Origin of the sequence: Streptomyces sp. NBC_00820, from assembly GCF_036347055.1 — a bacterium.
Classification (GTDB): Bacteria; Actinomycetota; Actinomycetes; order Streptomycetales; family Streptomycetaceae; genus Streptomyces.
Genome location: NZ_CP108882.1, coordinates 3,574,189 through 3,596,523, shown reverse-complemented (window position 1 = coordinate 3,596,523; position 22,335 = coordinate 3,574,189). Strand labels below are relative to the sequence as shown.

The 22,335-nt window shown below is 70.8% G+C and carries 21 protein-coding genes; 12 read left to right on the top strand and 9 right to left on the bottom strand.

The window, feature by feature from the left end; genetic code table 11:
* Nucleotides 1–2 precede the first annotated feature (2 nt).
* The gene (locus tag OIB37_RS16220) at nt 3–620 is read right to left on the bottom strand and encodes a Uma2 family endonuclease (RefSeq protein ID WP_330458312.1); all 618 of its coding nucleotides are present in this window, start codon (nt 618–620) and stop codon (nt 3–5) included.
* A gap of 158 nt (nt 621–778) precedes the next feature.
* Between OIB37_RS16220 and OIB37_RS16215 the strand changes: the two genes are divergently transcribed.
* The 4 genes from OIB37_RS16215 to OIB37_RS16200 all read left to right on the top strand — a co-directional run bounded on the left by OIB37_RS16215 (nt 779) and on the right by OIB37_RS16200 (nt 7,572).
* The gene (locus OIB37_RS16215; protein ID WP_330458311.1) at nt 779–2,587 is read left to right on the top strand and encodes an ABC-F family ATP-binding cassette domain-containing protein; all 1,809 of its coding nucleotides are present in this window, start codon (nt 779–781) and stop codon (nt 2,585–2,587) included.
* Between the two features lie 408 nt (nt 2,588–2,995).
* A complete protein-coding gene (locus tag OIB37_RS16210) occupies nt 2,996–4,849 on the top strand; it encodes an outer membrane protein assembly factor BamB family protein (protein ID WP_330458310.1) in 1,854 nt (617 codons plus the stop codon).
* Nucleotides 4,850–4,970: 121 nt separating this feature from the next.
* Nucleotides 4,971–6,704, top strand: a complete 1,734-nt coding sequence (locus OIB37_RS16205; RefSeq protein WP_330458309.1) for an outer membrane protein assembly factor BamB family protein — start codon at nt 4,971–4,973, stop codon at nt 6,702–6,704.
* A gap of 196 nt (nt 6,705–6,900) precedes the next feature.
* Entirely contained in the window at nt 6,901–7,572 is a 672-nt protein-coding gene (locus tag OIB37_RS16200) for a helix-turn-helix transcriptional regulator (protein ID WP_330458308.1), read from the top strand.
* A gap of 64 nt (nt 7,573–7,636) precedes the next feature.
* Here the strand turns inward: OIB37_RS16200 and OIB37_RS16195 are convergent, their stop codons facing one another.
* A complete protein-coding gene (locus OIB37_RS16195) occupies nt 7,637–7,969 on the bottom strand; it encodes a hypothetical protein (protein ID WP_330458307.1) in 333 nt (110 codons plus the stop codon).
* Nucleotides 7,970–7,990: 21 nt separating this feature from the next.
* A complete protein-coding gene (locus OIB37_RS16190) occupies nt 7,991–9,682 on the bottom strand; it encodes a sodium:solute symporter family protein (protein ID WP_330458306.1) in 1,692 nt (563 codons plus the stop codon).
* 192 nt (nt 9,683–9,874) lie between these two features.
* On the opposite strand from OIB37_RS16190, the gene galT reads away from it, so the two are divergent.
* The 4 genes from galT (at nt 9,875) to OIB37_RS16170 (ending at nt 13,800) form a co-directional block, all read left to right on the top strand.
* The gene (gene galT / locus OIB37_RS16185; RefSeq protein WP_330458305.1) at nt 9,875–10,933 is read left to right on the top strand and encodes a galactose-1-phosphate uridylyltransferase; all 1,059 of its coding nucleotides are present in this window, start codon (nt 9,875–9,877) and stop codon (nt 10,931–10,933) included.
* Entirely contained in the window at nt 10,930–11,892 is a 963-nt protein-coding gene (gene galE, locus OIB37_RS16180) for a UDP-glucose 4-epimerase GalE (protein WP_330458304.1), read from the top strand. The genes galT and galE overlap by 4 nt, the downstream gene beginning before the upstream one ends.
* On the top strand, nt 11,892–13,049 hold the full coding sequence (gene galK, locus OIB37_RS16175; RefSeq protein ID WP_330458303.1) for a galactokinase: 1,158 nt from the start codon (nt 11,892–11,894) through the stop codon (nt 13,047–13,049). Before galE ends, galK begins: the two co-directional genes overlap by 1 nt.
* A 253-nt stretch (nt 13,050–13,302) precedes the next feature.
* Nucleotides 13,303–13,800, top strand: coding sequence for a hypothetical protein (locus OIB37_RS16170; protein ID WP_330458302.1), 498 nt, complete (start codon nt 13,303–13,305; stop codon nt 13,798–13,800).
* 7 nt (nt 13,801–13,807) lie between these two features.
* Here OIB37_RS16170 and OIB37_RS16165 read toward each other — a convergent pair whose 3' ends face one another.
* Nucleotides 13,808–14,263, bottom strand: a complete 456-nt coding sequence (locus tag OIB37_RS16165; RefSeq protein ID WP_330458301.1) for a GNAT family N-acetyltransferase — start codon at nt 14,261–14,263, stop codon at nt 13,808–13,810.
* Nucleotides 14,264–14,524: 261 nt separating this feature from the next.
* On the opposite strand from OIB37_RS16165, the gene OIB37_RS16160 reads away from it, so the two are divergent.
* Nucleotides 14,525–15,292, top strand: coding sequence for a response regulator transcription factor (locus tag OIB37_RS16160; RefSeq protein ID WP_330458300.1), 768 nt, complete (start codon nt 14,525–14,527; stop codon nt 15,290–15,292).
* On the opposite strand, the gene OIB37_RS16155 is transcribed toward OIB37_RS16160, so the two are convergent.
* Nucleotides 15,251–15,748, bottom strand: a complete 498-nt coding sequence (locus OIB37_RS16155) for a MarR family winged helix-turn-helix transcriptional regulator (protein WP_330458299.1) — start codon at nt 15,746–15,748, stop codon at nt 15,251–15,253. The two genes, OIB37_RS16160 and OIB37_RS16155, sit on opposite strands and share 42 nt — an antisense overlap.
* A gap of 89 nt (nt 15,749–15,837) precedes the next feature.
* On the opposite strand from OIB37_RS16155, the gene OIB37_RS16150 reads away from it, so the two are divergent.
* Together OIB37_RS16150 and OIB37_RS16145 are read left to right on the top strand one after the other, a co-directional pair.
* Entirely contained in the window at nt 15,838–16,704 is an 867-nt protein-coding gene (locus OIB37_RS16150) for a trans-aconitate 2-methyltransferase (RefSeq protein WP_330458298.1), read from the top strand.
* Nucleotides 16,701–17,081, top strand: coding sequence for a VOC family protein (locus tag OIB37_RS16145; protein ID WP_330458297.1), 381 nt, complete (start codon nt 16,701–16,703; stop codon nt 17,079–17,081). Before OIB37_RS16150 ends, OIB37_RS16145 begins: the two co-directional genes overlap by 4 nt.
* Here OIB37_RS16145 and OIB37_RS16140 read toward each other — a convergent pair.
* Genes OIB37_RS16140 through OIB37_RS16125 form a run of 4 tightly spaced genes read right to left on the bottom strand, consistent with a single transcriptional unit; the run spans nt 17,056 to nt 19,282 of the window.
* The gene (locus OIB37_RS16140; protein ID WP_330458296.1) at nt 17,056–17,307 is read right to left on the bottom strand and encodes a type II toxin-antitoxin system RelE family toxin; all 252 of its coding nucleotides are present in this window, start codon (nt 17,305–17,307) and stop codon (nt 17,056–17,058) included. The two genes, OIB37_RS16145 and OIB37_RS16140, sit on opposite strands and share 26 nt — an antisense overlap.
* Nucleotides 17,304–17,555 (bottom strand): type II toxin-antitoxin system Phd/YefM family antitoxin, encoded by a 252-nt coding sequence (locus OIB37_RS16135; RefSeq protein ID WP_330458295.1) that lies wholly within the window; start codon nt 17,553–17,555, stop codon nt 17,304–17,306. The genes OIB37_RS16140 and OIB37_RS16135 overlap by 4 nt, the downstream gene beginning before the upstream one ends.
* Before the next feature lie 60 nt (nt 17,556–17,615).
* Nucleotides 17,616–18,290 (bottom strand): TetR/AcrR family transcriptional regulator, encoded by a 675-nt coding sequence (locus tag OIB37_RS16130; protein ID WP_330458294.1) that lies wholly within the window; start codon nt 18,288–18,290, stop codon nt 17,616–17,618.
* A complete protein-coding gene (locus tag OIB37_RS16125) occupies nt 18,287–19,282 on the bottom strand; it encodes an acyl-CoA desaturase (RefSeq protein WP_330458293.1) in 996 nt (331 codons plus the stop codon). The genes OIB37_RS16130 and OIB37_RS16125 overlap by 4 nt, the downstream gene beginning before the upstream one ends.
* A gap of 307 nt (nt 19,283–19,589) precedes the next feature.
* Between OIB37_RS16125 and ppc the strand changes: the two genes are divergently transcribed.
* Nucleotides 19,590–22,322, top strand: coding sequence for a phosphoenolpyruvate carboxylase (ppc, locus tag OIB37_RS16120; RefSeq protein WP_330458292.1), 2,733 nt, complete (start codon nt 19,590–19,592; stop codon nt 22,320–22,322).
* The last annotated feature ends 13 nt before the right edge of the window (nt 22,323–22,335 follow it).

Genomic DNA, 22,335 nt, shown 5'->3' with positions numbered 1-22,335 from the left:
GCTCAGAAGGCGTCGATGGCGGTCAGGTCGATGTCGATCGGGTAGGGCTTGGTGACGTCGATCGCGTCGCGATGCATACCCGCGTGCACATAGGTCCTGGTGACCGGGTCGAGTTCGTAGACGTGGACGACGGGCCTGCCGGAGTGTCCGTCCTCCTCGACGCGCCAGAAGTTCTCGATTCCGGCCGCCGCGTACTTCCGTGGCTTGGTCGTGCGGTCGCGGGACTCCGAGTCAGGTGAGACGACCTCGATGGCCAGGACCACGTCCTTGGCCTCGAAACTCGTCTGGGCGGGCCCGGTGATCGCGTCCGCCCTGATCACACTGACGTCCGGCTCGGGACCGTTGCGCTTGTCGAGGACGACCGTCATCTCGCGGCTAACCCTGAACTCGGTTGGCAGGATCTGGCGCAGGCCGTTGACCAGCAGATCGATGACGTTGGCATGGAAACGGCGCTGCGGGCTCACGAAGACCAGACTTCCGTCGATCAACTCGGTGTGCGGCGGGAGGTCGGGCAGGGTGAACAGGTCGTCCACGCTCCAACCGTCCGCCGGAGGCACCGGCCAAGGCGAGGTCGGCTCGGAGGCGGGCTCCGCGGCCTCGGAGATCGGCTCGGCAGTCATGGTTCCTCCCATGGACAGGATCCTGTGGCCTGCCTTCCCACCGTAACCGTGGATCGTGGATCACGTCACCACAATGAGTGACCACCCCCGCCCGCCCCGCCCAGCCGGCCGCAGGCCCTACGCTTGAAGGCTGACCGACCCCCCTGCACAGGAGTGAAATGGCCGTCAATCTGGTCAATGTCGAGAACGTCAGCAAGGTGTACGGCACCCGTGCCCTGCTGGACGGCGTCTCGCTCGGTGTGTCGGAAGGGGACCGGATCGGCGTCGTCGGGCGCAACGGCGACGGCAAGACCACCCTCATCCGGATGCTCGCCAAGCTGGAGGAGGCCGACACCGGGCGGGTCACCCACCTCGGCGGGCTGCGGCTCGGCGTGCTCACGCAGCACGACTCGCTCGACCCCGAGGCCACCGTCCGCCACGAGGTCATCGGCGACATGGCCGACCACGAGTGGGCCGGCAACGCCAAGGTCAGGGACGTGCTGACCGGACTGTTCGGCGGACTGGACCTGCCGGGCTTCCCCAAGGGGCTCGACACCGTCATCGGCCCCCTCTCCGGTGGCGAGCGGCGCCGCATCGCGCTCGCCAAGCTGCTCATCGAGGAGCAGGAGCTGATCGTCCTCGACGAGCCCACCAACCACCTCGACGTCGAGGGCATCGCCTGGCTCGCCGAGCACCTGCGCAACCGTCGCTCGGCGCTCGTCTGCGTGACCCACGACCGGTGGTTCCTGGACCAGGTCAGCACCCGCATGTGGGACGTGCAGCGCGGCGCGGTCTACGAGTACGAGGGCGGCTACTCCGACTACGTCTTCGCCCGTGCCGAGCGCGAGCGCATCGCCGCCACCGAGGAGACCAAGCGGCAGAACCTGGTCCGCAAGGAGCTGGCCTGGCTGCGGCGCGGCGCCCCGGCCCGTACCTCCAAGCCGCGCTTCCGGGTCGAGGCCGCCAACGAGCTGATCAAGGACGTGCCGCCGCCCCGGGACAGCAGCGAGCTGATGAAGTTCGCCTCCTCCCGGCTCGGCAAGACCGTCTTCGACCTCGAGAACGTCAGCGTGCACGCCGGCCCCAAGGAGCTGCTCAAGCACGTCACCTGGCAGCTCGGCCCCGGCGACCGCATCGGCCTGGTCGGCGTCAACGGCGCCGGCAAGACCTCCCTGCTGCGGGCGATGGCGGAGGCGGCCCGGAGCGAGGGTGAGACGCAGCCGGCCGGTGGACGCATCGCCGTCGGCAAGACCGTCAAGCTCGCCTACCTGTCCCAGGAGGTCGCCGAACTCGACCCGAACCTGCGGGTCCTGGAGGCCGTGGCGCAGGTCCGTGAGCGCGTCGACCTCGGCAAGGGCCGCGAGATGACCGCCGGCCAGCTGTGCGAGACGTTCGGCTTCAACAAGGAGAAGCAGTGGACGCCGGTCGGTGACCTGTCCGGCGGTGAGCGCCGCCGCCTGCAGCTGCTGCGCCTGCTCATGGACGAGCCCAACGTTCTTTTCCTCGACGAGCCCACCAACGACCTCGACATCGAGACCCTGACCCAGCTGGAGGACGTCCTCGACGGCTGGCCCGGATCGATGATCGTCATCTCCCACGACCGGTTCTTCGTCGAGCGCACCACCGACCGCGTCTTCGCCCTCCTCGGCGACCGCGCCCTGCGCATGCTGCCGCGGGGCATCGAGGAGTACCTGGAGCGCCGTCAGCGCCTGGAGGAGGCGGTCGCCGCCTCGGGCGCCGCCGCGGCGCCGAAGACGGCGGCTCCGGCGGTGAGCGCCGCCGACCAGCGCGCCGCCAAGAAGGAACTCCAGAAGATCGAGCGCCAGTTGGACAAGCTCTCCGAGAAGGAGTCCAAGCTGCACGCCCAGATCGCCGACAACGCCACCGACTTCGGCAAGGTCGCCGAACTGGACGCCCAGCTGCGGGACCTGGACAACGAGCGCGAGGAACTGGAGCTGCGCTGGCTGGAGCTGGCGGAGGACGCGTGACGGGGAACGCGTAACGGGGAACGCGTAACGGGCCGCGCGTCACGGGGGGACGTGGGCGCGTGACGGGGGACGTACGACGGGCACGTGTGACGGGGGACGCGTGACGGCAGACGAGAGGGGCGTGCGCAGCGAAGGCGTACGCCCCTCGACTCGTTCCCGGCCACCGGCGCGTACCGCGTGATCCGGCCGCGCGAGAGGCTCGTGCGCGCGCTGCGTGAAGGGGGCGTGAAGGCGGGTAACGGCGGCATCACGGGCCGGTCGTCCCTTGGGAACAGCGGCCCGCGCACCCCCGTGCACCGTCGGTGGCGGGTGATAGAAAGAGCCGACTGAGAACTGTCTGAGCGACCTTGGGTCCGTCACGAACCTCAGGGTGTGGCTAAAAATCAGTGAACGAGGGGGATGGCGCTGATGACTCAGCCGCCCGGCCGGCCGCCGCAGGACGGCTTCGGAGCACCACAGGACCAGCCGCCGTACGACGGTGGATCCGGTGCCTCGCAGACACCGCCGCAAGTACCGCCGCAAGTACCGCCACAGGTACCGCCGCAGACACCACCGCAGGCACCTCCGCAGCCGCCCCAGCCCGGCTACGGCCACCCTCAGCAGCCCGGCTACGGCCACCCCCAGCCGCCCGGCCCCTACGCCCAGCCCGGCCCCTACGGCACGCCCAACACCCCCGGACCGTACGGCGTCCCCCCTCAGCCGGGCCCGTACGCCCCGCAGCCCGGCTACGGCTACCCGCAGTCCGGCCCCTACGCCCCGCAGCCCGGCTACGGCTACCCGCAGCAGCCGCCCTACCCGGGCGCGCCCGGCTACGGCGGCGGGCAGCCGGCGACGGCGCCCAAGCGGAAGAAAGCGCTGATCATCGGCGCCGCGGTGGCCGCGCTGCTCGTCATCGGCGGCACCGTCTACGCGGTCACCGGCGACGGCGACGGCGGCACGCGGAAGCCGGTCGCGCAGCGGAGCGACGACGCCAAGCCGTCCGCCTCCGACGCTCCCGTGAACCCCGGTGACGGCAGGGGCGACGGCGGCGCCGACCCGGAGAACCTCAACGAGGGCCGCGCGCCCGGCGAGGCGAAGGTGCTCTGGTACAAGAGCGCACCCGACGCCCCCGGTTCCGGCGCCGACGCACCCGGCCTGTGGATCACCGGCGACACGGCGGTGAAGGCCGCGTACAAGCAGGTCTTCGGCTACCGCGTCGGCGACGGCGCTCCCGCCTGGGACCCCGTCTCCTTCCCGCAGAAGATCTGCGCGGTCACCCCGCGGCAGTCGGCGGACGGCAAGGTCGTCGTGGCCTACATGAGCGGCGTCAGTGACCGCGCCAAGTGCAACCAGCTCCAGCAGATCGACCTGGACACCGGCAAGAAGGGCTGGAGCGCCGAGGTCGCCGACGGCGCGCTGTTCGACAGCGCCCTCAACGTGGAACTGTCCGTCAGCGGTACGACCCTGATGGTCGGCCGCTCGCAGTCCGGCACGGCCTACGACATCGGCAGCGGCCACAAGCTCTACGACAAGAAGAAGTACGGCGCCGCCTGCTTCCCGGTGGCGTTCGCGGGCGACGGCGGCCGGCTGATCCAGGTGGCCTCCTGCGGCGCCGGCGGCGACGACGAGCACGACGAGATCCAGGAACTCACCCCCTCCACCGGCAAGGTCAAGTGGACCCGGAAGGTCAAGAAGGGCTGGAAGGTCGCGCGGACCTACTCCCTCGACCCGCTCGTGGTGTACCTGACCAACCAGAGCAAGAAGGCCTGGAACATCACGACCTTCGCCAAGGACGGCACGTTCCGCTCGGAGGTCAAGGTCGACGAGAAGTTCGCCCCGCGCTGCGGCTGGGCGATCCTCGAACGCGACCTCCAGGGCTGCCAGGGCGTCGCCGTCGACTCCGGCAGGCTCTACCTGCCCACCGACATCAGGACCGGCGCCAACGAGATCGTCGCGATCAGCCTCGCCACCGGCAAGGAGGAGTGGCGGGTCAAGTCCCCGGTGGCCGAGCCGATGTCCCCGCTGAAGACCGAGGGCGGCAAGCTCATCGCGTACGTGCAGCCGTCGTACGACAGCGGCGGCCGGATCGTCTCCGTCCCGGTTTCCGGCGGCTCGCACCGGCCGGCCACGCTGCTGCGGAACCCGGCGGGCACGGCGGAGATCGAGGACGGCTTCTTCGACGGGGACGTCGAGTGGGCCGGCGGACGCTTCTTCATCTCCTCCTCCCGGCTGTCCGGCAACGACGAGTCCCAGGAGAAGCTGATGATGGCCTTCGGCAAGTGAGCCCCGGTCCGCCGCCCTCGCCTGCCCCTGTCGGCTCTTCCCCTCCCTCTCCCTTGCCGTTTCCCTCTCTCGCCGTTCCCGCGCCGCCCGGCCCCGAGCGCTTCACCGAGGTACCTCAGCCATGACCCAGCCGCCTCCGCCCCCACCCCACCAGCCCCCGCAGCCGGGCGGTTTCGGCCCCCCGCAGCAACCCCCGGCCGCACCCCGGCCACCCCAGCCCCAGCCCGGCTACGGCTACCCCGGTGCACCGGCGCCGCAGCCCGGCTACGGCTACCCGGGGGCACCGGCGCCGCAGCCCGGTCACCACCCCGGCGCGCAGCAGAACCCGTACGCCCAGCCGGTCCCGCCCGTGTCGCCGTACGGCCCGCAGCCCGGGCACGGTTACCCGGGCGGACCCGGCATGCCCACGCAGCCGATGGCCGTACCGCCCGGCGGCGGGAAGAACCGCGCCGCCCTCGTCATCATCGTCGCGGCGGTCGCCGCGATCGCGCTGATCGTCGGCGGCGGCATCTGGTACTCCCACTCCTCCGGCGACGACGGCAAGACGCACGACACCGCGGGCGCCGACGGGGGCACCGGCGGCGGGAACGGCTCCGGGGGCACCTCGGGCGGCAAGGAGAAGGTGCCGTCCGACCCGGCCGCCGACGTCCTCTTCCAGGTCCCGCTGCCCCAGCCGAAGGACAGCGTCGTCACCGTCGGCTCCTGGCTGACCGGCACGGTGTACGCCAAGACCGGGATCGCGCAGATCGTCGGCTACGACCCCGCCAAGGGCAGCACGCTGTGGACGCTCGAGCTGCCCGGCCCGGTGTGCGCGGCCGCCAGGACCGCCACCGAGGACGGCAGGACCGCGATCCTCTACCAGCCCTCCGGCAAGTCCGGCGCCGGATGCAGCCAGATCGCGGGCGTCGACCTCACCAAGGGCACCAAGCTGTGGACGCGGACGGTCCGCACCGGTGACGTCCCGGTCAACTTCTCGAACGTGACGGTCGGCCGGAACACCGTGGCCGCCGGCGGCCTCGGCGGCGGCGCCGCGTTCGACCTCGGCTCCGGCAAGGTGCTCTGGCAGCCCAAGCCCGGCGACGACTGCGACGACGTCGGCTACGGTGGCGGCGCCAAGCTGGTCGCGGTGCGCAAGTGCGGCAGCTTCGACAACCCCACGCTGCACATCCAGACCATCGACTCCACCTCGGGCCGGGTCGTCTCCGAGTACAAGATGGACCCGGGCATCGAGTACGCGAGCATCGTCTCCACCGACCCCCTGGTGGTGGCCGCCGACGTCGGCGACAGCGCGGGCGACGGCAGCGGCATCTCCGACTACTTCTCCATCGACGACAGGACGGGCAAGCTGCTCGCCCGCATCCCCGCACCCCGCGACACCTACGCCGGACAGTGCGACGGCATCACCCGCGTCGAGGACTGCAAGGGGGTCGTCGCCGGCGAGGGCAAGCTGTACGTGCCGACCCAGGAGCGCGACGACAGCGGCTCGTTCGAGGAGAGCAACGAGGTCATCGCCTTCGACCTGGCCACCGGGAAGCAGACCGGTCAGCGCGCCGCGTCCGGCAAGGGCTACACGCTCCACCCGCTGCGCATGGACGGCGGCAACCTGCTGGCTTACGAGCGCCCGCCGTACGACAAGGGCGGCCGCGTCGTCAGCATCGACGGCTCCTCCTTCAAGGCCACCACCCTGCTGGAGAACCCGGCCGCGCAGAACGTGCGGGAGGCGGAGACCGGCATGCTCCCCGACTCCGCGGAGATCCTGTACGGCGACGGCCGGCTGTACATGTCGGCGGTGTACGCGCACAAGGTCACCTCCGGCAGGGAGTACCTGGCGCTCGCCTACGGCACGAGCGGCTGACCGCACGCCCCAATCAAGGAGAAGTGCCCCGGATTTCATCGATCCGGGGCACTTCTCCTGCATAGAGGCAGCGCGACGTCGAACAAAGCGTGTAACTTCCGGGGTCATGACGGACGAGGCGCCGGGGGGCCCTCTGTCCATGGGACCGGTGGGCGTCCATAGTGGGGCATCCGTGGGGGTACTGGGGGGTTGCTCTATGGGAGTGCGGCTCATGGTCGTCGACGACCACCGCTTGCTGGCGGAGGCGTTGGCGTCGGCGCTGAAACTGCGCGGGCACCGGGTGCTCGCCGCGGCGGCGCCGGCCGCGGGTGCGGCCGAGCTGGTGATCACGCGGGCACCGGAGGTGTGCCTGCTGGGCACGGCGGCTCCGGCCGAGCCGGGCGCGTTCGACCCGGTGGTGCGGATCAAGCGGGAGCGGCCCCAGGTCGCGGTGCTGGTGCTGGGCCCGGTGCCCTCACCGCGCGGCATCGCGGCGGCCTTCGCGGCCGGCGCGTCGGGCTACGTTCGGCACGACGAGCGCATCGAGGGCGTCGAGCGGGCCATCATGAAGGCCAGGGCCGGTGAGGCGGCGGTCGCCCCGCAGCTCCTGCAGGGCGCCTTCGGCGAGCTGCTCAACCCCGCCGCCCAGCCCGACGACGAGGGCCGGCGCCTGCTGGAGATGCTCACGCCGCGCGAGGTCGAGGTCCTCGTCCGGGTCGCCGACGGCGAGGACACCCGGCTCATCGCCGCCGGCATGGGCATCGCCCCCAGCACCGCCCGCACCCATGTGCAGCGGGTGCTGATGAAGCTGGGGGTCGGCTCCCGCCTGGAGGCGGCGGCGCTGGCGGCACGGACGGGACTGCTGGACCGGGCGGCCGCGGAGTCGTAGCGCCCCCGGTGCCTGGCCGGCCGGGCGGGAGCGCCCGGCAACACCGTCACGTGCCGCGCCCCCTTTACGGTGCTTTCGCCCCCTCCTCGGCGTCCTCGGCGTCCGCGGCGGGCGGCGGCGGGGGAGTGGGCCGCAGCTTCAGCCACGCCAGGAAGAAGACGCCGAGGAGCAGCATCCCGATCCCGGTCCACAGGTTGATGTTGACGCCCTGCGCCTTGTCGATGGCGGACTGGGAGTCGGTGATCCCGGCGATCGTGACGATGACGCCGTAGAGCACGAACAGGCCGCCGATGATGCGGCGCAGGTCGAAGATGCGGGCGGCCGTCGCGGACTTGCCCTCCAGCTCGGTGACCTCCCGCTGGACGTCCCGCTCGGAGTAGTCGTGGTGCTCGGTCATGGTTTCCTCATCCTCCCGCGGTCAGAACGAGAACGGGATGTAGCAGGCGGCGGCGATGATCACGGCACCCCAGCCCAGCAGGGCCGGCTTGCGGTACCACGCGTCGTCGCCCGCGGCGGGCGGCTCGGACATGCCGGGGGACCGGGTGCCGTAGACGAGACCCTGGAGGTCTTCTGCCGGCTTCGGCTTGGTGAACAGCGACACCGCGACCATCACGACCGCACCGGCGACGAACCCCGCGATCGCGGAGACGAAGTTGGCGCCCTGGTCGGTGGGGATCGAGATGATGCCCTTCTTGTAGAAGACGAAGTAGTTGACCATCGCGGTCGCGGTGCCGGCGAGCAGACCCCAGAAGCCGGACTTGGCCGAGGCCCGCTTCCAGAACATGCCGACGATGAAGACGACGAACATCGGCACGTTGAAGAAGGAGAACAGCGTCTGGAGGTAGCTCATGATGTTCGAGAACGAGGACGCCAGGAACGCCGTGCCGACCGAGGCGGCCACGCCGATCACGGTGATCCAGCGGCCGAAGCGGACGTAATAGGCGTCCTCCTGGCCGGGCTTGACGTAGCGGGCCCAGATGTCGGTGGTGAACACCGTGTTGAACGACGACACGTTGGCCGCCATGCCGGCCATGAACGCGGCGAGCAGACCGGTGACCGCGATGCCGAGCACGCCGTTGGGCAGCAGCTCCTGCATCAGGTAGGGGATGGCGTCGTTGTACTGGAGGCCGGAGCCGGGGGTGCCGATCTTCGGGACCAGGGCTGCGGCGACCAGGCCCGGGATCATCACCAGGAAGACGATGAAGATCTTCGGGTAGGCGGCGATCAGCGGGGTGCGCCGGGAGGCGGAGAGGTTCTTCGCGGACAGCGCGCGCTGCACCTCGGCGAAGTTGGTCGTCCAGTAGCCGAAGGACAGCACGAAGCCGAGGCCGAGCACGATGGTCAGCCAGTTGGCGCCGAGCGGGTTGGCGTGGCCGATGCCGGTGCCGCCCCAGGCCGTGGTGAAGTTGTGGCCGTGCGCCGCGTCGAGCTTGTGGGTCAGCCCGCCCCAGCCGCCGGCCTTCTTCAGGCCGAGGACGGTGATCGGGATGAGGGCGGCCAGGATCACGAAGAACTGGAGCACCTCGTTGTAGATCGCCGAGGACAGGCCGCCGAGGGTGATGTACCCCAGCACGAAGGCGCCGGCGACCACGATGGCCACCCACTGCGGCCAGCCCAGCAGGGCCTCGACCACGATCGCGAGGGCGTAGAGGTTGACGCCCGCGATCAGGATGGCGGCGAAGGCGAACAGGATCGAACTGAGCAGGTGAGCGGCTTTGTCGAAGCGCAGCAGCAGGAACTCGGGTACCGAGCGGACCTTGCTTCCGTAGTAGAAGGGCATCATCACCAGGCCCAGGAAGACCATGGCGGGGATGGCGCCGATCCAGTACCAGTGCACGGTGTAGGCGCCGTACTGGGCGCTGTTCGCCGCCATGCCGAGGATCTCGGTGGCGGCCAGGTTGGCCGAGATGAAGGCGAGGCCGGTGATCCAGGCGGGCAGGGAGCGGCCGGAGAGGAAGAAGTCGAGGCTGGTCTTGACCGAGCGGCGGGCCGCGAAGCCGATGCCGAGGACGACGACGAAGTAGATCGCCAGGATCGTGTAGTCCAGCCAGTTGGTGGGGAGCCGTAGCTCCGCCGCCAGATAGGTGGGGCCGTATGGGCGGGTTTGCATGAGAACTCGCTTCGTTGCGCGAACTGATCCAGAGCGGAACCTACGCCGCCGCATTCAGATTTTGAACAGTTCTGTTGATGTTCTTTGTTTGATTGTGATCGTCCCCGCGTTGTCGAGTTGTGGTCTGTTATGTTTGATTGTGTTGGTCGATCGGGTGGAGCGACCCTCGGCACAGATGGAAGGCGAGTTGCTGTGAAGAAGACCTCGACCCGGCTGGCCGACGGTCGTGAGCTGATCTACTACGACCTGCGCGACGACACCGTGCGCGACGCGGCCGACCACCGCCCGCTGGAGCCCACGGCCACCACGTCCGAGATCCGCCACGACGTGCTGCTCGGCGACGCGGTCGCCGTCGCCTCCCACCGCCAGGGCCGCACCTACCACCCGCCCGCCGACCAGTGCCCGCTCTGCCCGACCCGGGGCGAGCGCCTCAGCGAGATCCCCGACTCCTCCTACGACGTCGTCGTCTTCGAGAACCGCTTCCCCTCACTGGCCGGCGACTCCGGCCGCTGCGAGGTCGTCTGCTTCACCCCCGACCACGACGCCTCCTTCGCCGACCTCACCGAGGACCGCGCACGGCTGGTGCTGGACGCCTGGACGGACCGCACGGCGGAACTGTCCCAACTCCCCTCCGTGGAACAGGTGTTCTGTTTCGAGAACCGGGGCGAGGAGATCGGCGTGACCCTCGGCCACCCGCACGGCCAGATCTACGCCTACCCCTTCATCACCCCCCGCACCGCGCTGATGCTCCGCTCGCTCGCCGCGCACAAGGCCGAGACCGGCGGCGAGAACCTCTTCGACGCCGTCCTGGAACGCGAACTCGCCTCGGAACGGGTCGTCCTTGAGGGTGAACACTGGGTCGCCTTCGTCCCGTACGCCGCACACTGGCCGTACGAGGTCCACCTGTACCCCAGGCGCCGCGTGCCCGATCTGCTCGCGCTCGACGAGGACGCACGCACAGAATTCCCCCAGGTCTATCTGGAACTCTTGAGGCGCTTCGACCGGATCTTCGGCGAGAGGGAGTCCGTGACGCCGTACATCGCCGCCTGGCACCAGGCCCCGTTCGGCGCGACCTGGCCCGAGGGGGTCGTACGGGACGAATTCGCCCTCCACCTGGAGCTGTTCACGATCCGCCGTACGTCCGGCAAGCTGAAGTTCCTCGCGGGCTCCGAGTCCGGCATGAACGTGTTCATCAACGACGTGCCGCCGGAGCGCGCGGCCCAGCGACTGCGAGAGGTAGCGAGTTCATGAAGTACCTGGTGACGGGTGGCGCGGGTTACGTCGGCAGTGTCGTGGCCCAGCATCTGCTGGAGGCCGGCCACGAGGTCACCGTCCTCGACAACCTCTCCACCGGCTTTCGCGCGAGCGTGCCCGACGGCGCCGCGTTCATCGAGGGCGACATCCGCGACGCCGCCAAGTGGCTCGACGCCTCCTACGACGGCGTGCTGCACTTCGCCGCGTCCTCGCAGGTCGGCGAGTCGGTGGTGAAGCCGGAGAAGTACTGGGAGAACAACGTCGCCGGCAGCCTGGCCCTGATCACCGCGATGCGCGAGGCGGGCGTGCGCCGACTGGTGTTCTCCTCCACGGCCGCCACCTACGGCGAGCCCGAGCGGGTCCCGATCGTGGAGAGCGCCCCCACGCGGCCCACCAACCCCTACGGCGCGACCAAGCTCGCCGTCGACCACATGATCACCAGCGAGGCGGGCGCCCACGGCCTTGCCGCGGTCTCCCTGCGCTACTTCAACGTGGCGGGCGCGTACGGCGCGTACGGCGAACGCCACGACCCCGAGTCGCACCTCATCCCGCTCGTCCTCCAGGTCGCCCAGGGCCGCCGCGACGCGATCTCCGTCTACGGCGACGACTACCCCACCCCCGACGGCACCTGCGTACGCGACTACATCCACGTCGCCGACCTCGCCGAGGCCCACCTGCTGGCCCTGACCGCCGCACGCCCCGGCGAGCACCTCATCTGCAACCTCGGCAACGGCAACGGCTTCTCCGTCCGCGAGGTCGTCGAGACCGTCCGCGAGGTCACCGGTCACCCCGTCCCCGAAGTCACCGCCCCGCGCCGCGGCGGCGACCCGGCGGTCCTGGTCGCCTCGGCGGACACCGCCCGCGAGACACTGGGCTGGAACCCGTCCCGCGCGGACCTCGCCGGGATCGTCGCGGACGCGTGGGAATTCGCGCAGAGCATCGCAAGGGAGCAGTAGTGGGGGCACAGCAGGCGCAGGTCCGAGGCCGCTTCGCCGAGTTGTACGGAGCGGCACCGGAGGGGGTGTGGGCGGCGCCGGGCCGGGTCAACCTGATCGGCGAACACACCGACTACAACGACGGCTTCGTCATGCCGTTCGCACTGCCGCACCAGGTCACGGCGGCGGTCTCCCGCCGCACCGACGGCGTCCTGCGCCTGCACTCCGCCGACGTCGAGGGCGGCGTCGCGGAACTCTCCCTGGACGCGCTCGCCCCGGGCGGCGACCCGCAGTGGACGGCGTACCCCGCGGGCGTCGTCTGGGCCCTGCGCGAGGCGGGCCACCCGGTCACCGGCGCGGACATCCACCTGTCCTCCACGGTCCCGACCGGCGCCGGCCTGTCCTCCTCGGCGGCCCTGGAGGTCGTCGTCGCACTCGCGCTGAACGACCTCTACGAACTCGGCCTCCAGCGCTGGCAACTGGCCCGCCTGTGCCAGCGAGCCGAGAACGTCTACGTCGGCGCGCCGACCGGCATCATGGACCAGACCGCCTCGGCCTGCTGCGAGTCCGGGCACGCCCTGTTCCTCGACACCCGCGACCTGTCCCAGCGGCAGATCCCCTTCGACCTCGCCGCCGAGGGCCTGCGCCTGCTGGTCGTCGACACCCAGGTCAAGCACGCCCACAGCGGCGGCGAGTACGGCAAGCGCCGGGCCGGCTGCGAGAAGGGCGCCGCCCTGCTCGGCGTCGACGCCCTGCGCGACATCGCCCACGCCGACCTGGACGAGGCCCTGGCCCGGCTCGGCGACGAGGAGGTCGTCCGCCTGGTCCGCCACATCGTCACCGAGAACCACCGCGTGGAGCGCGTGGTGTCCCTCCTGCACGCCGGCGACACCCGCGCCATCGGCCCGGTCCTCTCCGAGGGCCACGCCTCCCTGCGCGACGACTTCCGCATCTCGTGCCCCGAACTGGACTTGGTCGTCGACACCGCGCTGGCCTTTGGCGCCCTCGGCGCCCGCATGACCGGCGGCGGCTTCGGCGGCTCGGCGATCGTCCTGACGGAGGCGACCGAGGTCGACACGGTCACCAAGGCGATCGAGGAGGCCTTCGCCGCGGCCGCCTTCACGACCCCCCGAGTCTTCGAAGCGGTCCCGTCCGCAGGCGCCCACCACCTGAACTGACCCCGCCCCACCCCCCGTTCCCCACCGGCCTCGCCCCCGAACCCCGGACGGCGAGGCCGGCCCCGTCCGCCCCGGCCCCCGAACCGATATGGCGCATCAGCCACTTGGCAAAGAACACCGATGTGCAAGGCTGTTGCCGCGGTGTCCGCCGTGCGACGGGGGACACGGGTGCACGGATGACACGGGGGAGACCACACATGGCATGGCAGGAGTGGGAACAGCCGGAGGAACTGCCGCGCTACGAGGGCCGCTGATGAAGGACGACGAGATGCGGTCCCGTTTCGACGGGCGGGGGATGGTGGAGATACGGCTGCGCGGTTCGGTGAGGGCGCGGGCCGAGGCGATCGGTCATGTGCTGGGGTACGAGCTGCTGTCGGGCCACCGGGTCAGGCGGGGGGTGTACCTGCTCGTGTTCCGGCGCGACGACGATCCCCGGGCCCGGCGCCGGGCCGAGCGGACCGTCGAGAGACTGCTGGCGGGGGGTCCGGTGCTGGTGGAGGACGAGCCGCCGCTGCCTCCTCCTCCGCCTCCGGCCCCGGCTCCGCCACTCGACTTCCGGCCGCCGGCGCCCCGGCCCCGGCGCTCGATGGAGCCCCAGCCGCCGCCACCGGTGGGGCCGCCCGGGACGCGGATCCCGCCTCGGCCGTCCCACCCGCCGGCGTCCGCCCCGCCTCCGCCTCCGTTCGCCCCGCCCCCGCCCCCGTTCGCGCCGCCCCGGCCCCCGTTCGCCCCGCCTTCGCAGGCGGAGTGACCGGCCGTCAGGCCAGTCGCTTCGTGAGTGTGAACTCCGTCAGGCCCGGGGGGTAGTCGGGGATCACGCACACCACGTCGTAGCCCTGCTTCTTGTAGAAGTCCGGGGCCTGGAAGTCCCAGGTCTCCAGGCGGGCCGCCGTGCAGGCGTGGTCGGTGCGGGCGAGGTGTTCCGCCTCGGCGAGGAGGCGGGAGCCGAGGCCGGTGCCGCGGTGGGGGGCGTCGACCCAGAGGTAGGTGACGTGCAGCCAGCCCGCCCAGGTGTGGCCGACCAGTCCGCCCGCCAGGGCGCCGGAGTCGTCCAGGGCCCAGACGTGCAGGGGCGCTTGGCGCTCGGCGGGGGTTCCGCGCAGGGCGGCGAGGACCGGGGATGCCGCCGTGTTGGTTTCCAGGAGCCGGGCGCGGAGCAGATCACGTCGGTCTTTGTCGACTTCCGCCTCGATACGAAACATGCGGCACACCATAAACGCGACGGACGGCCAGTTCTGTAAATCGGCTTCCGCCGGGGCATCCCATCCGTACTCTGATGAGCAGCACCGGTGGGGGCCGGTGCTGATCAGGGGGCGAGACAGGCGGGTACGGCGCCTGCGGTGGGGGTAGCAGTCTCCGCAACGGCGGCGGCCGTGCGGTCGGCGTTCACCATGGTGTCGTACCCGCGTGGGCCGTAGTTCTCTCCGGACCTTGGTAGTCCCCTGCTCCACGCGGAGCCTGGGGAAGGGGGTTTCGTGGTTCGCATCCGAGTCCTGGTCGTCGACGACCACCGCATCTTCGCCGAGTCGCTGGCCGCCGCCCTGGCCGCCGAGCCCGACGTCGACGTGTCCGCCGCGGGCAGCGGCCCGGCCGCGCTGCGCTGTCTGGAGCGGGGGGCCGGTGAGGGCCGCCGTTACGACGTCCTCCTCGTCGACACCGACCTCGGCGGCGGCCTGTCCGGCGTCCGCCCCGCGGTGTCCGTGCGGGACGCCGACGAGGACGGCCTGGTCGACGGGATCTCGCTGGTCGCGGGGGTGCGGGCGGCGCACCCCGCCGTGCGGACCGTCGTGCTCGCCGAGAAGGACGACCCCCGGCGCGCGGCCCTCGCGCTCCAGGCCGGCGCCTCCGGCTGGGTCGCCAAGGACTGCTCGCTGTCGCGGCTGCTGACGGTGATACGAGGCGTGCTGCGCGACGAGACCCATCTGCCGGCCGCCCTGCTCACCGGCGTCCTCAAGGAGCTGACGGCGACACGCAAGCACCGCACCGAGAGCGAGCGGCTGGTGCAGTCGCTGACCCCGCGGGAGCGGGAGGTGCTGCGCTGCATGGTCGCGGGCCTGGGCAGAAAGGCGGTCGCCGAGCGGCTGTTCCTGTCCCCGCACACCGTGCGCACCCACATGCAGAACGTCCTCGGCAAGCTGGGCGTCCACTCGACGCTCGCCGCCGTCGCCCTGGCGAGACGGGCCGGGGTGGGGCCGGCCGACCTAACCGGGGATGTTGTCGAACGGGGCGGTCAGCTGGCGTAGCAGACCGGCCAGCTCGGCACGCTGTCCGCCGGACAGCTCGGCGAGGATCGCCCGCTCCTGCTCCAGCAGGCCCGCCAGCGCCAGGTCCGCGCGGTCCCGGCCGGTGTCGGTCAGCCGGACCAGCACGCCCCGCCGGTCGCTGGGGTCGGGCAGCCGTTCCACCAGGCCCTTCTTGGCGAGCCGGTCGATCCGGTTGGTCATCGTGCCCGAGGTGACCAGGGTCTGCGTCAGCAGTTGCCCGGGGGAGAGCTGGTACGGCGTTCCCGCGCGCCTGAGCGCGGTCAGCACGTCGAACTCCCAGGGTTCGAGGTGGTGCTCGGAGAAAGCGAGCCGACGTGCGCGGTCCAGGTGCCGGGCCAGCCTGCTCACCCGGCTGAGTACCTCGAGCGGCTCCACGTCGAGGTCCGGGCGCTCCCGGCGCCATGCTGCGACCAGCCGATCGACCTCGTCCTCCATGGAGATCAGTGTAGTGGTTGTGTCGACGTGAAGTCTCTTGACTTCAAGTGTCTTGACATCGAGATATTTGGATGGGGAAGGTGTGCCCCATGACGAATCCCACCTGGGACCCGGCCCAGTACCTGCGCCACGCCGGCCACCGCGCCCGCCCCTTCGCCGACCTCCTCGCCCGCGTCCCCCCGCTCCCCGACCGCCCAGGCCACCGGCCCCGCGTCGCCGACCTCGGCTGCGGCCCCGGCAACGTCACCGCCCTGCTCGCCGAACGCCTGCCCACCGCGCACATCACCGGCTACGACAACTCCCCCGACATGCTCGACAGGGCCCGCGCCGGTCACGAGGGCCCCACGGCTGGGGGTACCTCCCTGTTCGAGCGAAGCCGAGAACTTGGGGGAGGAGGCCTCCTCGACTTCGCCCACGCCGACGTCCGCACCTGGACCCCCGCGCAGCCGCACGACCTGATCGTCTCCAACGCCACCCTCCAGTGGGTGCCCGGCCACGCCGACCGCTTCGCCGACTGGATCGCCGCCCTCGAACCCGGCGGCGCCTTCGCCTTCCAGGTCCCGGACAACATCGACGCCCCGCTGCACACCCTGATGCGCGAACTGGCCGCCACTCCCCGCTGGAAGCCCCGCCTCGCCCACGTCCTGCGCGCCACCGACTCCGTCCACGGCCCCGCCGCCTACCTGGACCGCCTCGCCCGCCTCGGCTGCGCCACCGACGTGTGGCGGACGACGTACCTGCACGTCCTCCAGGGCGAGGACCCCGTCCTGGACTGGGTCAAGGGCACCGGCCTGCGCCCCGTCCTCACCGCGCTCGCCGACGACCCCGAGGCCCGCGACGCCTTCGTCACCGAGTACCGGAACCTGCTGCGGGGGGCCTACCCGAGTGCGCCGTACGGCACGGTCATGGCCTTCCGCCGGCTCTTCGCCGTCGCCGTGAAGGAGGGTCACGCGTGATCAGCGCGATCGACCACGTCCAGCTCGCGACCCCCGCCGGGTCCGAGGACGACCTGCGTGCCTTCTACGCCGGCGCCCTCGGTATGACCGAGATACCCAAGCCGCCGGCGCTCGCCGCGCGCGGGGGCTGCTGGTTCCAGACGGGCCCGGTCCAGCTCCACCTGGGGATCGAGAGGAACTTCAGCCCGGCGAAGAAAGCCCATCCCGGGCTGCGCGTGACCGGCATCGAGGCCTTCGCGGCCCGCCTCACCGCCCACGGGGTCAACGTGACCTGGGACGACGACCTCCCCGGCCACCTGCGCTTCTTCGCCCACGACCCGGTGGGCAACCGCCTGGAGTTCCTGGAGCCGGTCACGCCGTCCGGCCGAGGTGAGTGACGAGGATGCGGATGACGTCTTCATTGATGAGGTAGAGGACGCGGTAGTCGCCCACGTGCAGGCGGCGTACATCCTGCGAGCCGTAAGGAATGGACGAGGGTGGACGAGGGTGGGTGGCCAAGGCGTCAACGGCCTCGTAGACCGCGGCCAGTCCGGCCGGATCGTCGTGGAGGAACCGCGCGGCCGCGTTGGTGGCGCGCGGCTCCCAGATGATCTCGTAGGTCACTTACGCAGTCCCAGCATCCTGCCGACCTCTTCGTGGGGGATGCCCGGGCCCAAGGTCCCGCGCTCCTTGCGCAGCTCGTACTCCGCCAGCGCCAGGGCGTCTTCGTAGTCCTCTATCACCTGTGGGGAAACGAGAAGCGCCGCCACGTGCCCGTGATCGGTGAGCGCGATGGTCTCGCGGCCGTGGGCCGCACGGCGGACCAGGTCACCGAGCTGGGAACGGGCTGCGCTGATCGCGATCTCAGTCATGCAGTCATGGTTCCACAAGGTGCATCTTGCGGTCTATTGATGTCACTCCCTGGAGTGGCGTCAGCTCTTCCTGTGCCCTATCAGCCGCGGCTTCTGCTCCAGTCCGTCCAGGCCGTGCCAGGCCAGGTTCACCAGGTGCGCCGCGACCTCCGCCTTCTTCGGGCGGCGCACGTCCAGCCACCACTGGCCGGTCAGCGCGACCATGCCGACCAGGGCCTGCGCGTACAGGGGAGCCAGCTTCGAGTCGAAGCCGCGGGACTTGAACTCGCGGCCCAGGATGTCCTCCACCTGGGTGGCGATGTCGGAGATCAGCGAGGCGAAGGAACCCGTGGACTGGGGGATGGGGGAGTCGCGGACCAGGATCCGGAACCCGTCCGTGTACTCCTCGATGTAGTCCAGCAGGGCGAAGGCCGCCTGCTCGCACAGCTCACGCGGGTGGCCGGCGGTCAGCGAGCCGGTCACCATCTCCAGCAGCCGCCGCATCTCGCGGTCCACCACCACCGCGTACAGCCCCTCCTTGCCGCCGAAGTGCTCGTACACCACCGGTTTGGACACCCCGGCCTTCGCCGCGATCTCCTCCACCGACGTGCCCTCGAAGCCCTTCGCCGCGAAGAGGGTGCGACCGATCTCCAGCAACTGCTGACGGCGCTCGGCGCCGGTCATACGGGTCCGGCGAGTCCGCCGCTGCTTGTCGTTGCTGGGGGTGCTGGAGTCGGTCGCCACGGCGTCAATCATGCCGCCTCGGCGGTCTTCTTCCCGCGCCGGGAGTCGTCTTCCCCGGTGTTGCGCCGCGAATCGATACGCGAGCGTGACGGCCAGCGCACGTCGTACGCCCAGCCGCACAGCTCGAACCAGCGGATGATCCGCGCGGAGGAATCGATCTGCCCGCGCTCCACACCGTGCCGCGCGGACGTCGGGTCGGCGTGGTGCAGGTTGTGCCAGGACTCCCCGCACGACAGCACCGCCAGCCACCACACGTTGCCCGAACGGTCACGCGACTTGAACGGCCGCTTGCCCACCGCGTGACAGATCGAATTGATCGACCACGTCACGTGATGCAGCAGAGCCACCCGAACGAGCGAACCCCAGAAGAACCCGGTGAACGCGCCCCACCAGGACATCGTCACCAGCCCGCCGATCACGGCCGGCAGCGCCAGCGACAGCACCGTCCACAGCACGAACTGGCGGGAGATCGCCCGCATCGCCGGGTCCTTGACCAGGTCCGGCGCGAACTTCTCCTGCGGAGTCTGCTCCTCGTCGAACATCCAGGCGATGTGCGCCCACCACAGGCCCTTCATCAGCGCCGGAAGCGTCTCCCCGAACCGCCACGGCGAATGCGGGTCGCCCTCGGCGTCGGAGAACTTGTGATGCCTGCGGTGATCGGCCACCCAGCGCACCAGCGGACCCTCGACCGCCATCGACCCCATGATCGCCAGCGCGATCCGCAGCGGCCGCCTGGCCTTGAACGCACCATGGGTGAAGTACCGGTGGAAACCGATCGTGATGCCATGACAGCCGAGGTAGTAGAAGAACACCAGCAGCCCGATGTCGAGCCAGCTCACCCCCCAGCCCCACGCCAGCGGCACGGCCGCGACCAGGGCCACGAACGGCACGACGATGAACACCAGCAGCGCGATCTGCTCGATCGAACGCTTCTGCTCGCCGCCCAGCGTGGCGGAGGCTCCGGTGCCCTGTGCTTCGTCGATCACATCGGAACTTGAGGTCATGCGCGTCCCCTGTGGGGTCGAGGGTCGAGGCAGATGCCAGGCCGCCGGGACCCGGCGGGAGTCGAAACGGTATTACCTACGACTCCGTAACTTACGGCGTCGTAAGTATGGCAGCGTGTCGCCCGGCGGCAAGGGCCCAGGCGACTGCGCGCCCGCACGGACACCTATCCTTGGAAACGGTCGGACAGCGCGGTCCGCTCTCAATCCTTCCCGGACGTTCCGGCCCTTATGCGGCATTCGCCGCGTGGTGGATGGGATGACCGGGTTCCCTCCCAGACGAGCTTCAACACCGCAAGGAGCCGCACCTGTGAGCAGTGCCGACGACCAGACCACCACGACCAGCAGCGAGCTGCGCGCCGACATCCGGCGCCTGGGCGACCTCCTGGGCGAGACGCTCGTACGGCAGGAAGGCCCCGAACTCCTCGAACTCGTCGAGACGGTCCGCCACCTCACCCGCGAGGACGGAGAGGCGGCCGCCGAGCTGCTGCGCGGCACCGAGCTGGAGACCGCCGCGAAGCTGGTCCGCGCCTTCTCCACCTACTTCCACCTCGCCAACGTCACCGAACAGGTACACCGCGGCCGCGAGCTGCGCGCCCGCCGCGCCGCCGAGGGCGGCCTGCTCGCCCGCACCGCCGACCGCCTCAAGGACGCCGACCCAGAGCACCTCCAGCAGGCCGTCGAGCACCTCAACGTCCGCCCCGTGTTCACCGCACACCCCACCGAGGCCGCACGCCGGTCCGTCCTCAACAAGCTCCGGCGCATCGCCGAGCTCCTGGACACCCCCGTCCTGCCCTCCGACCGGCGCCGCCACGACATCCGCCTCGCCGAGAACATCGACCTCGTCTGGCAGACCGACGAGCTGCGCGTCGTACGCCCCGAGCCCGCCGACGAGGCCCGCAACGCCATCTACTACCTCGACGAGCTGCACGCCCACGCCGTCGGCGACGTCCTTGAGGACCTCACCGCCGAACTGGAGCGCGTCGGCGTCAGGCTCCCCGACGAGACCCGCCCCCTGACCTTCGGCACCTGGATCGGCGGCGACCGCGACGGCAACCCCAACGTCACCCCCCAGGTCACCTGGGACGTCCTCATCCTCCAGCACGAACACGGCATCAACGACGCCCTGGAGATGATCGACGAGCTGCGCGGCCTGCTCTCCAACTCCATCCGCTACACCGGCGCCACCGAGGAACTCCTGGAGTCCCTCCAGGCCGACCTCGAACGCCTGCCCGAGATCAGCCCCCGCTACAAGCGCCTCAACGCCGAAGAGCCCTACCGCCTCAAGGCCACCTGCATCCGGCAGAAGCTCGAGAACACCAAGCAGCGCCTCGCCACCGGCACCCCCCACGAAGCCGGCCGCGACTACCTCGGCACCAGCGAGCTCCTGAGCGACCTGCGGATCATCCAGACCTCCCTGCGCGAACACCGCGGCGCCCTCCTCGCCGACGGCCGCCTGGCCCGCACCATCCGCACCCTCGCCGCCTTCGGCCTCCAGCTCGCCACCATGGACGTCCGCGAGCACGCCGACGCCCACCACCACGCCCTCGGCCAGCTCTTCGACCGGCTCGGCGAGGAATCCTGGTGCTACGCCGACATGCCCCGCGACTACCGGGCCAAGCTCCTCGCCAAGGAACTCAGGTCCAGGAGGCCGCTGGCCCCCAGCCCGGCCCCCGTCGACGCCGCCGGAGAGAAGACCCTCGGCGTCTTCCAGACCGTCAAGCGCGCCCTGAAGACCTTCGGCCCCGAAGTCGTCGAGTCCTACATCATCTCCATGTGCCAGGGCGCCGACGACGTCTTCGCCGCAACCGTCCTCGCCCGCGAGGCCGGCCTCATCGACCTGCACGCCGGCTGGGCCCGGATCGGCATCGTCCCCCTCCTGGAGACCACCGACGAGCTCAAGGCCGCCGACACCATCCTCGAGGACATGCTCTCCGACCCGTCCTACCGGCGCCTGGTCGCGCTGCGCGGCGACGTCCAGGAGGTCATGCTCGGCTACTCCGACTCCTCCAAGTTCGGCGGCATCACCACCAGCCAGTGGGAGATCCACCGCGCCCAGCGCCGGCTGCGCGACGTCGCCCACCGCTACGGCGTCCGCCTGCGCCTCTTCCACGGCCGCGGCGGCACCGTCGGCCGCGGTGGCGGCCCCTCCCACGACGCGATCCTCGCCCAGCCCTGGGGCACCCTCGAAGGCGAGATCAAGGTCACCGAACAGGGCGAGGTCATCTCCGACAAGTACCTCATCCCCTCGCTGGCCCGGGAGAACCTGGAACTGACGGTCGCCGCCACCCTCCAGGCCTCCGCCCTGCACACCGCCCCCCGCCAGTCCGGCGAAGCCCTCGCCCGCTGGGACGCCGCCATGGACGTCGTCTCCGACGCCGCCCACCGCGCCTACCGCCACCTCGTCGAGGACCCCGACCTCCCGGCGTACTTCTTCGCCTCCACCCCCGTCGACCAGCTCGCCGACCTCCACCTCGGCTCGCGCCCGTCGAGGAGGCCCGACTCCGGCGCCGGACTCGACGGCCTGCGCGCCATCCCGTGGGTGTTCGGCTGGACCCAGTCCCGGCAGATCGTCCCCGGCTGGTTCGGCGTCGGCTCCGGCCTCAAGGCCCTGCGCGAAGCCGGCCTCGACACCGTCCTCGACGAGATGCACGAGCAGTGGCACTTCTTCCGCAACTTCATCTCCAACGTCGAGATGACCCTCGCCAAGACCGACCTCAGGATCGCCCAGCACTACGTCGACACCCTGGTCCCCGACGACCTCAAGCACGTCTTCGACACCATCAGGGCCGAACACGAGCTGACCGTCCGCGAGGTGCTCCGCATCACCGGTGAGGACACCCTCCTCGACGCGACCCCCGACCTCCAGCAGACCCTCACCGTCCGCGACGCCTACCTGGACCCCATCTCCTACCTCCAGGTCGCCCTCCTCAAGCGCCAGCGCGACGAGGCCGCCACCGGCGCCGACCCCGACCCCCTCCTCGCCCGCGCCCTGCTCCTCACCGTCAACGGCGTCGCGGCAGGCCTGCGCAACACCGGCTGACACCCCGCCCCAC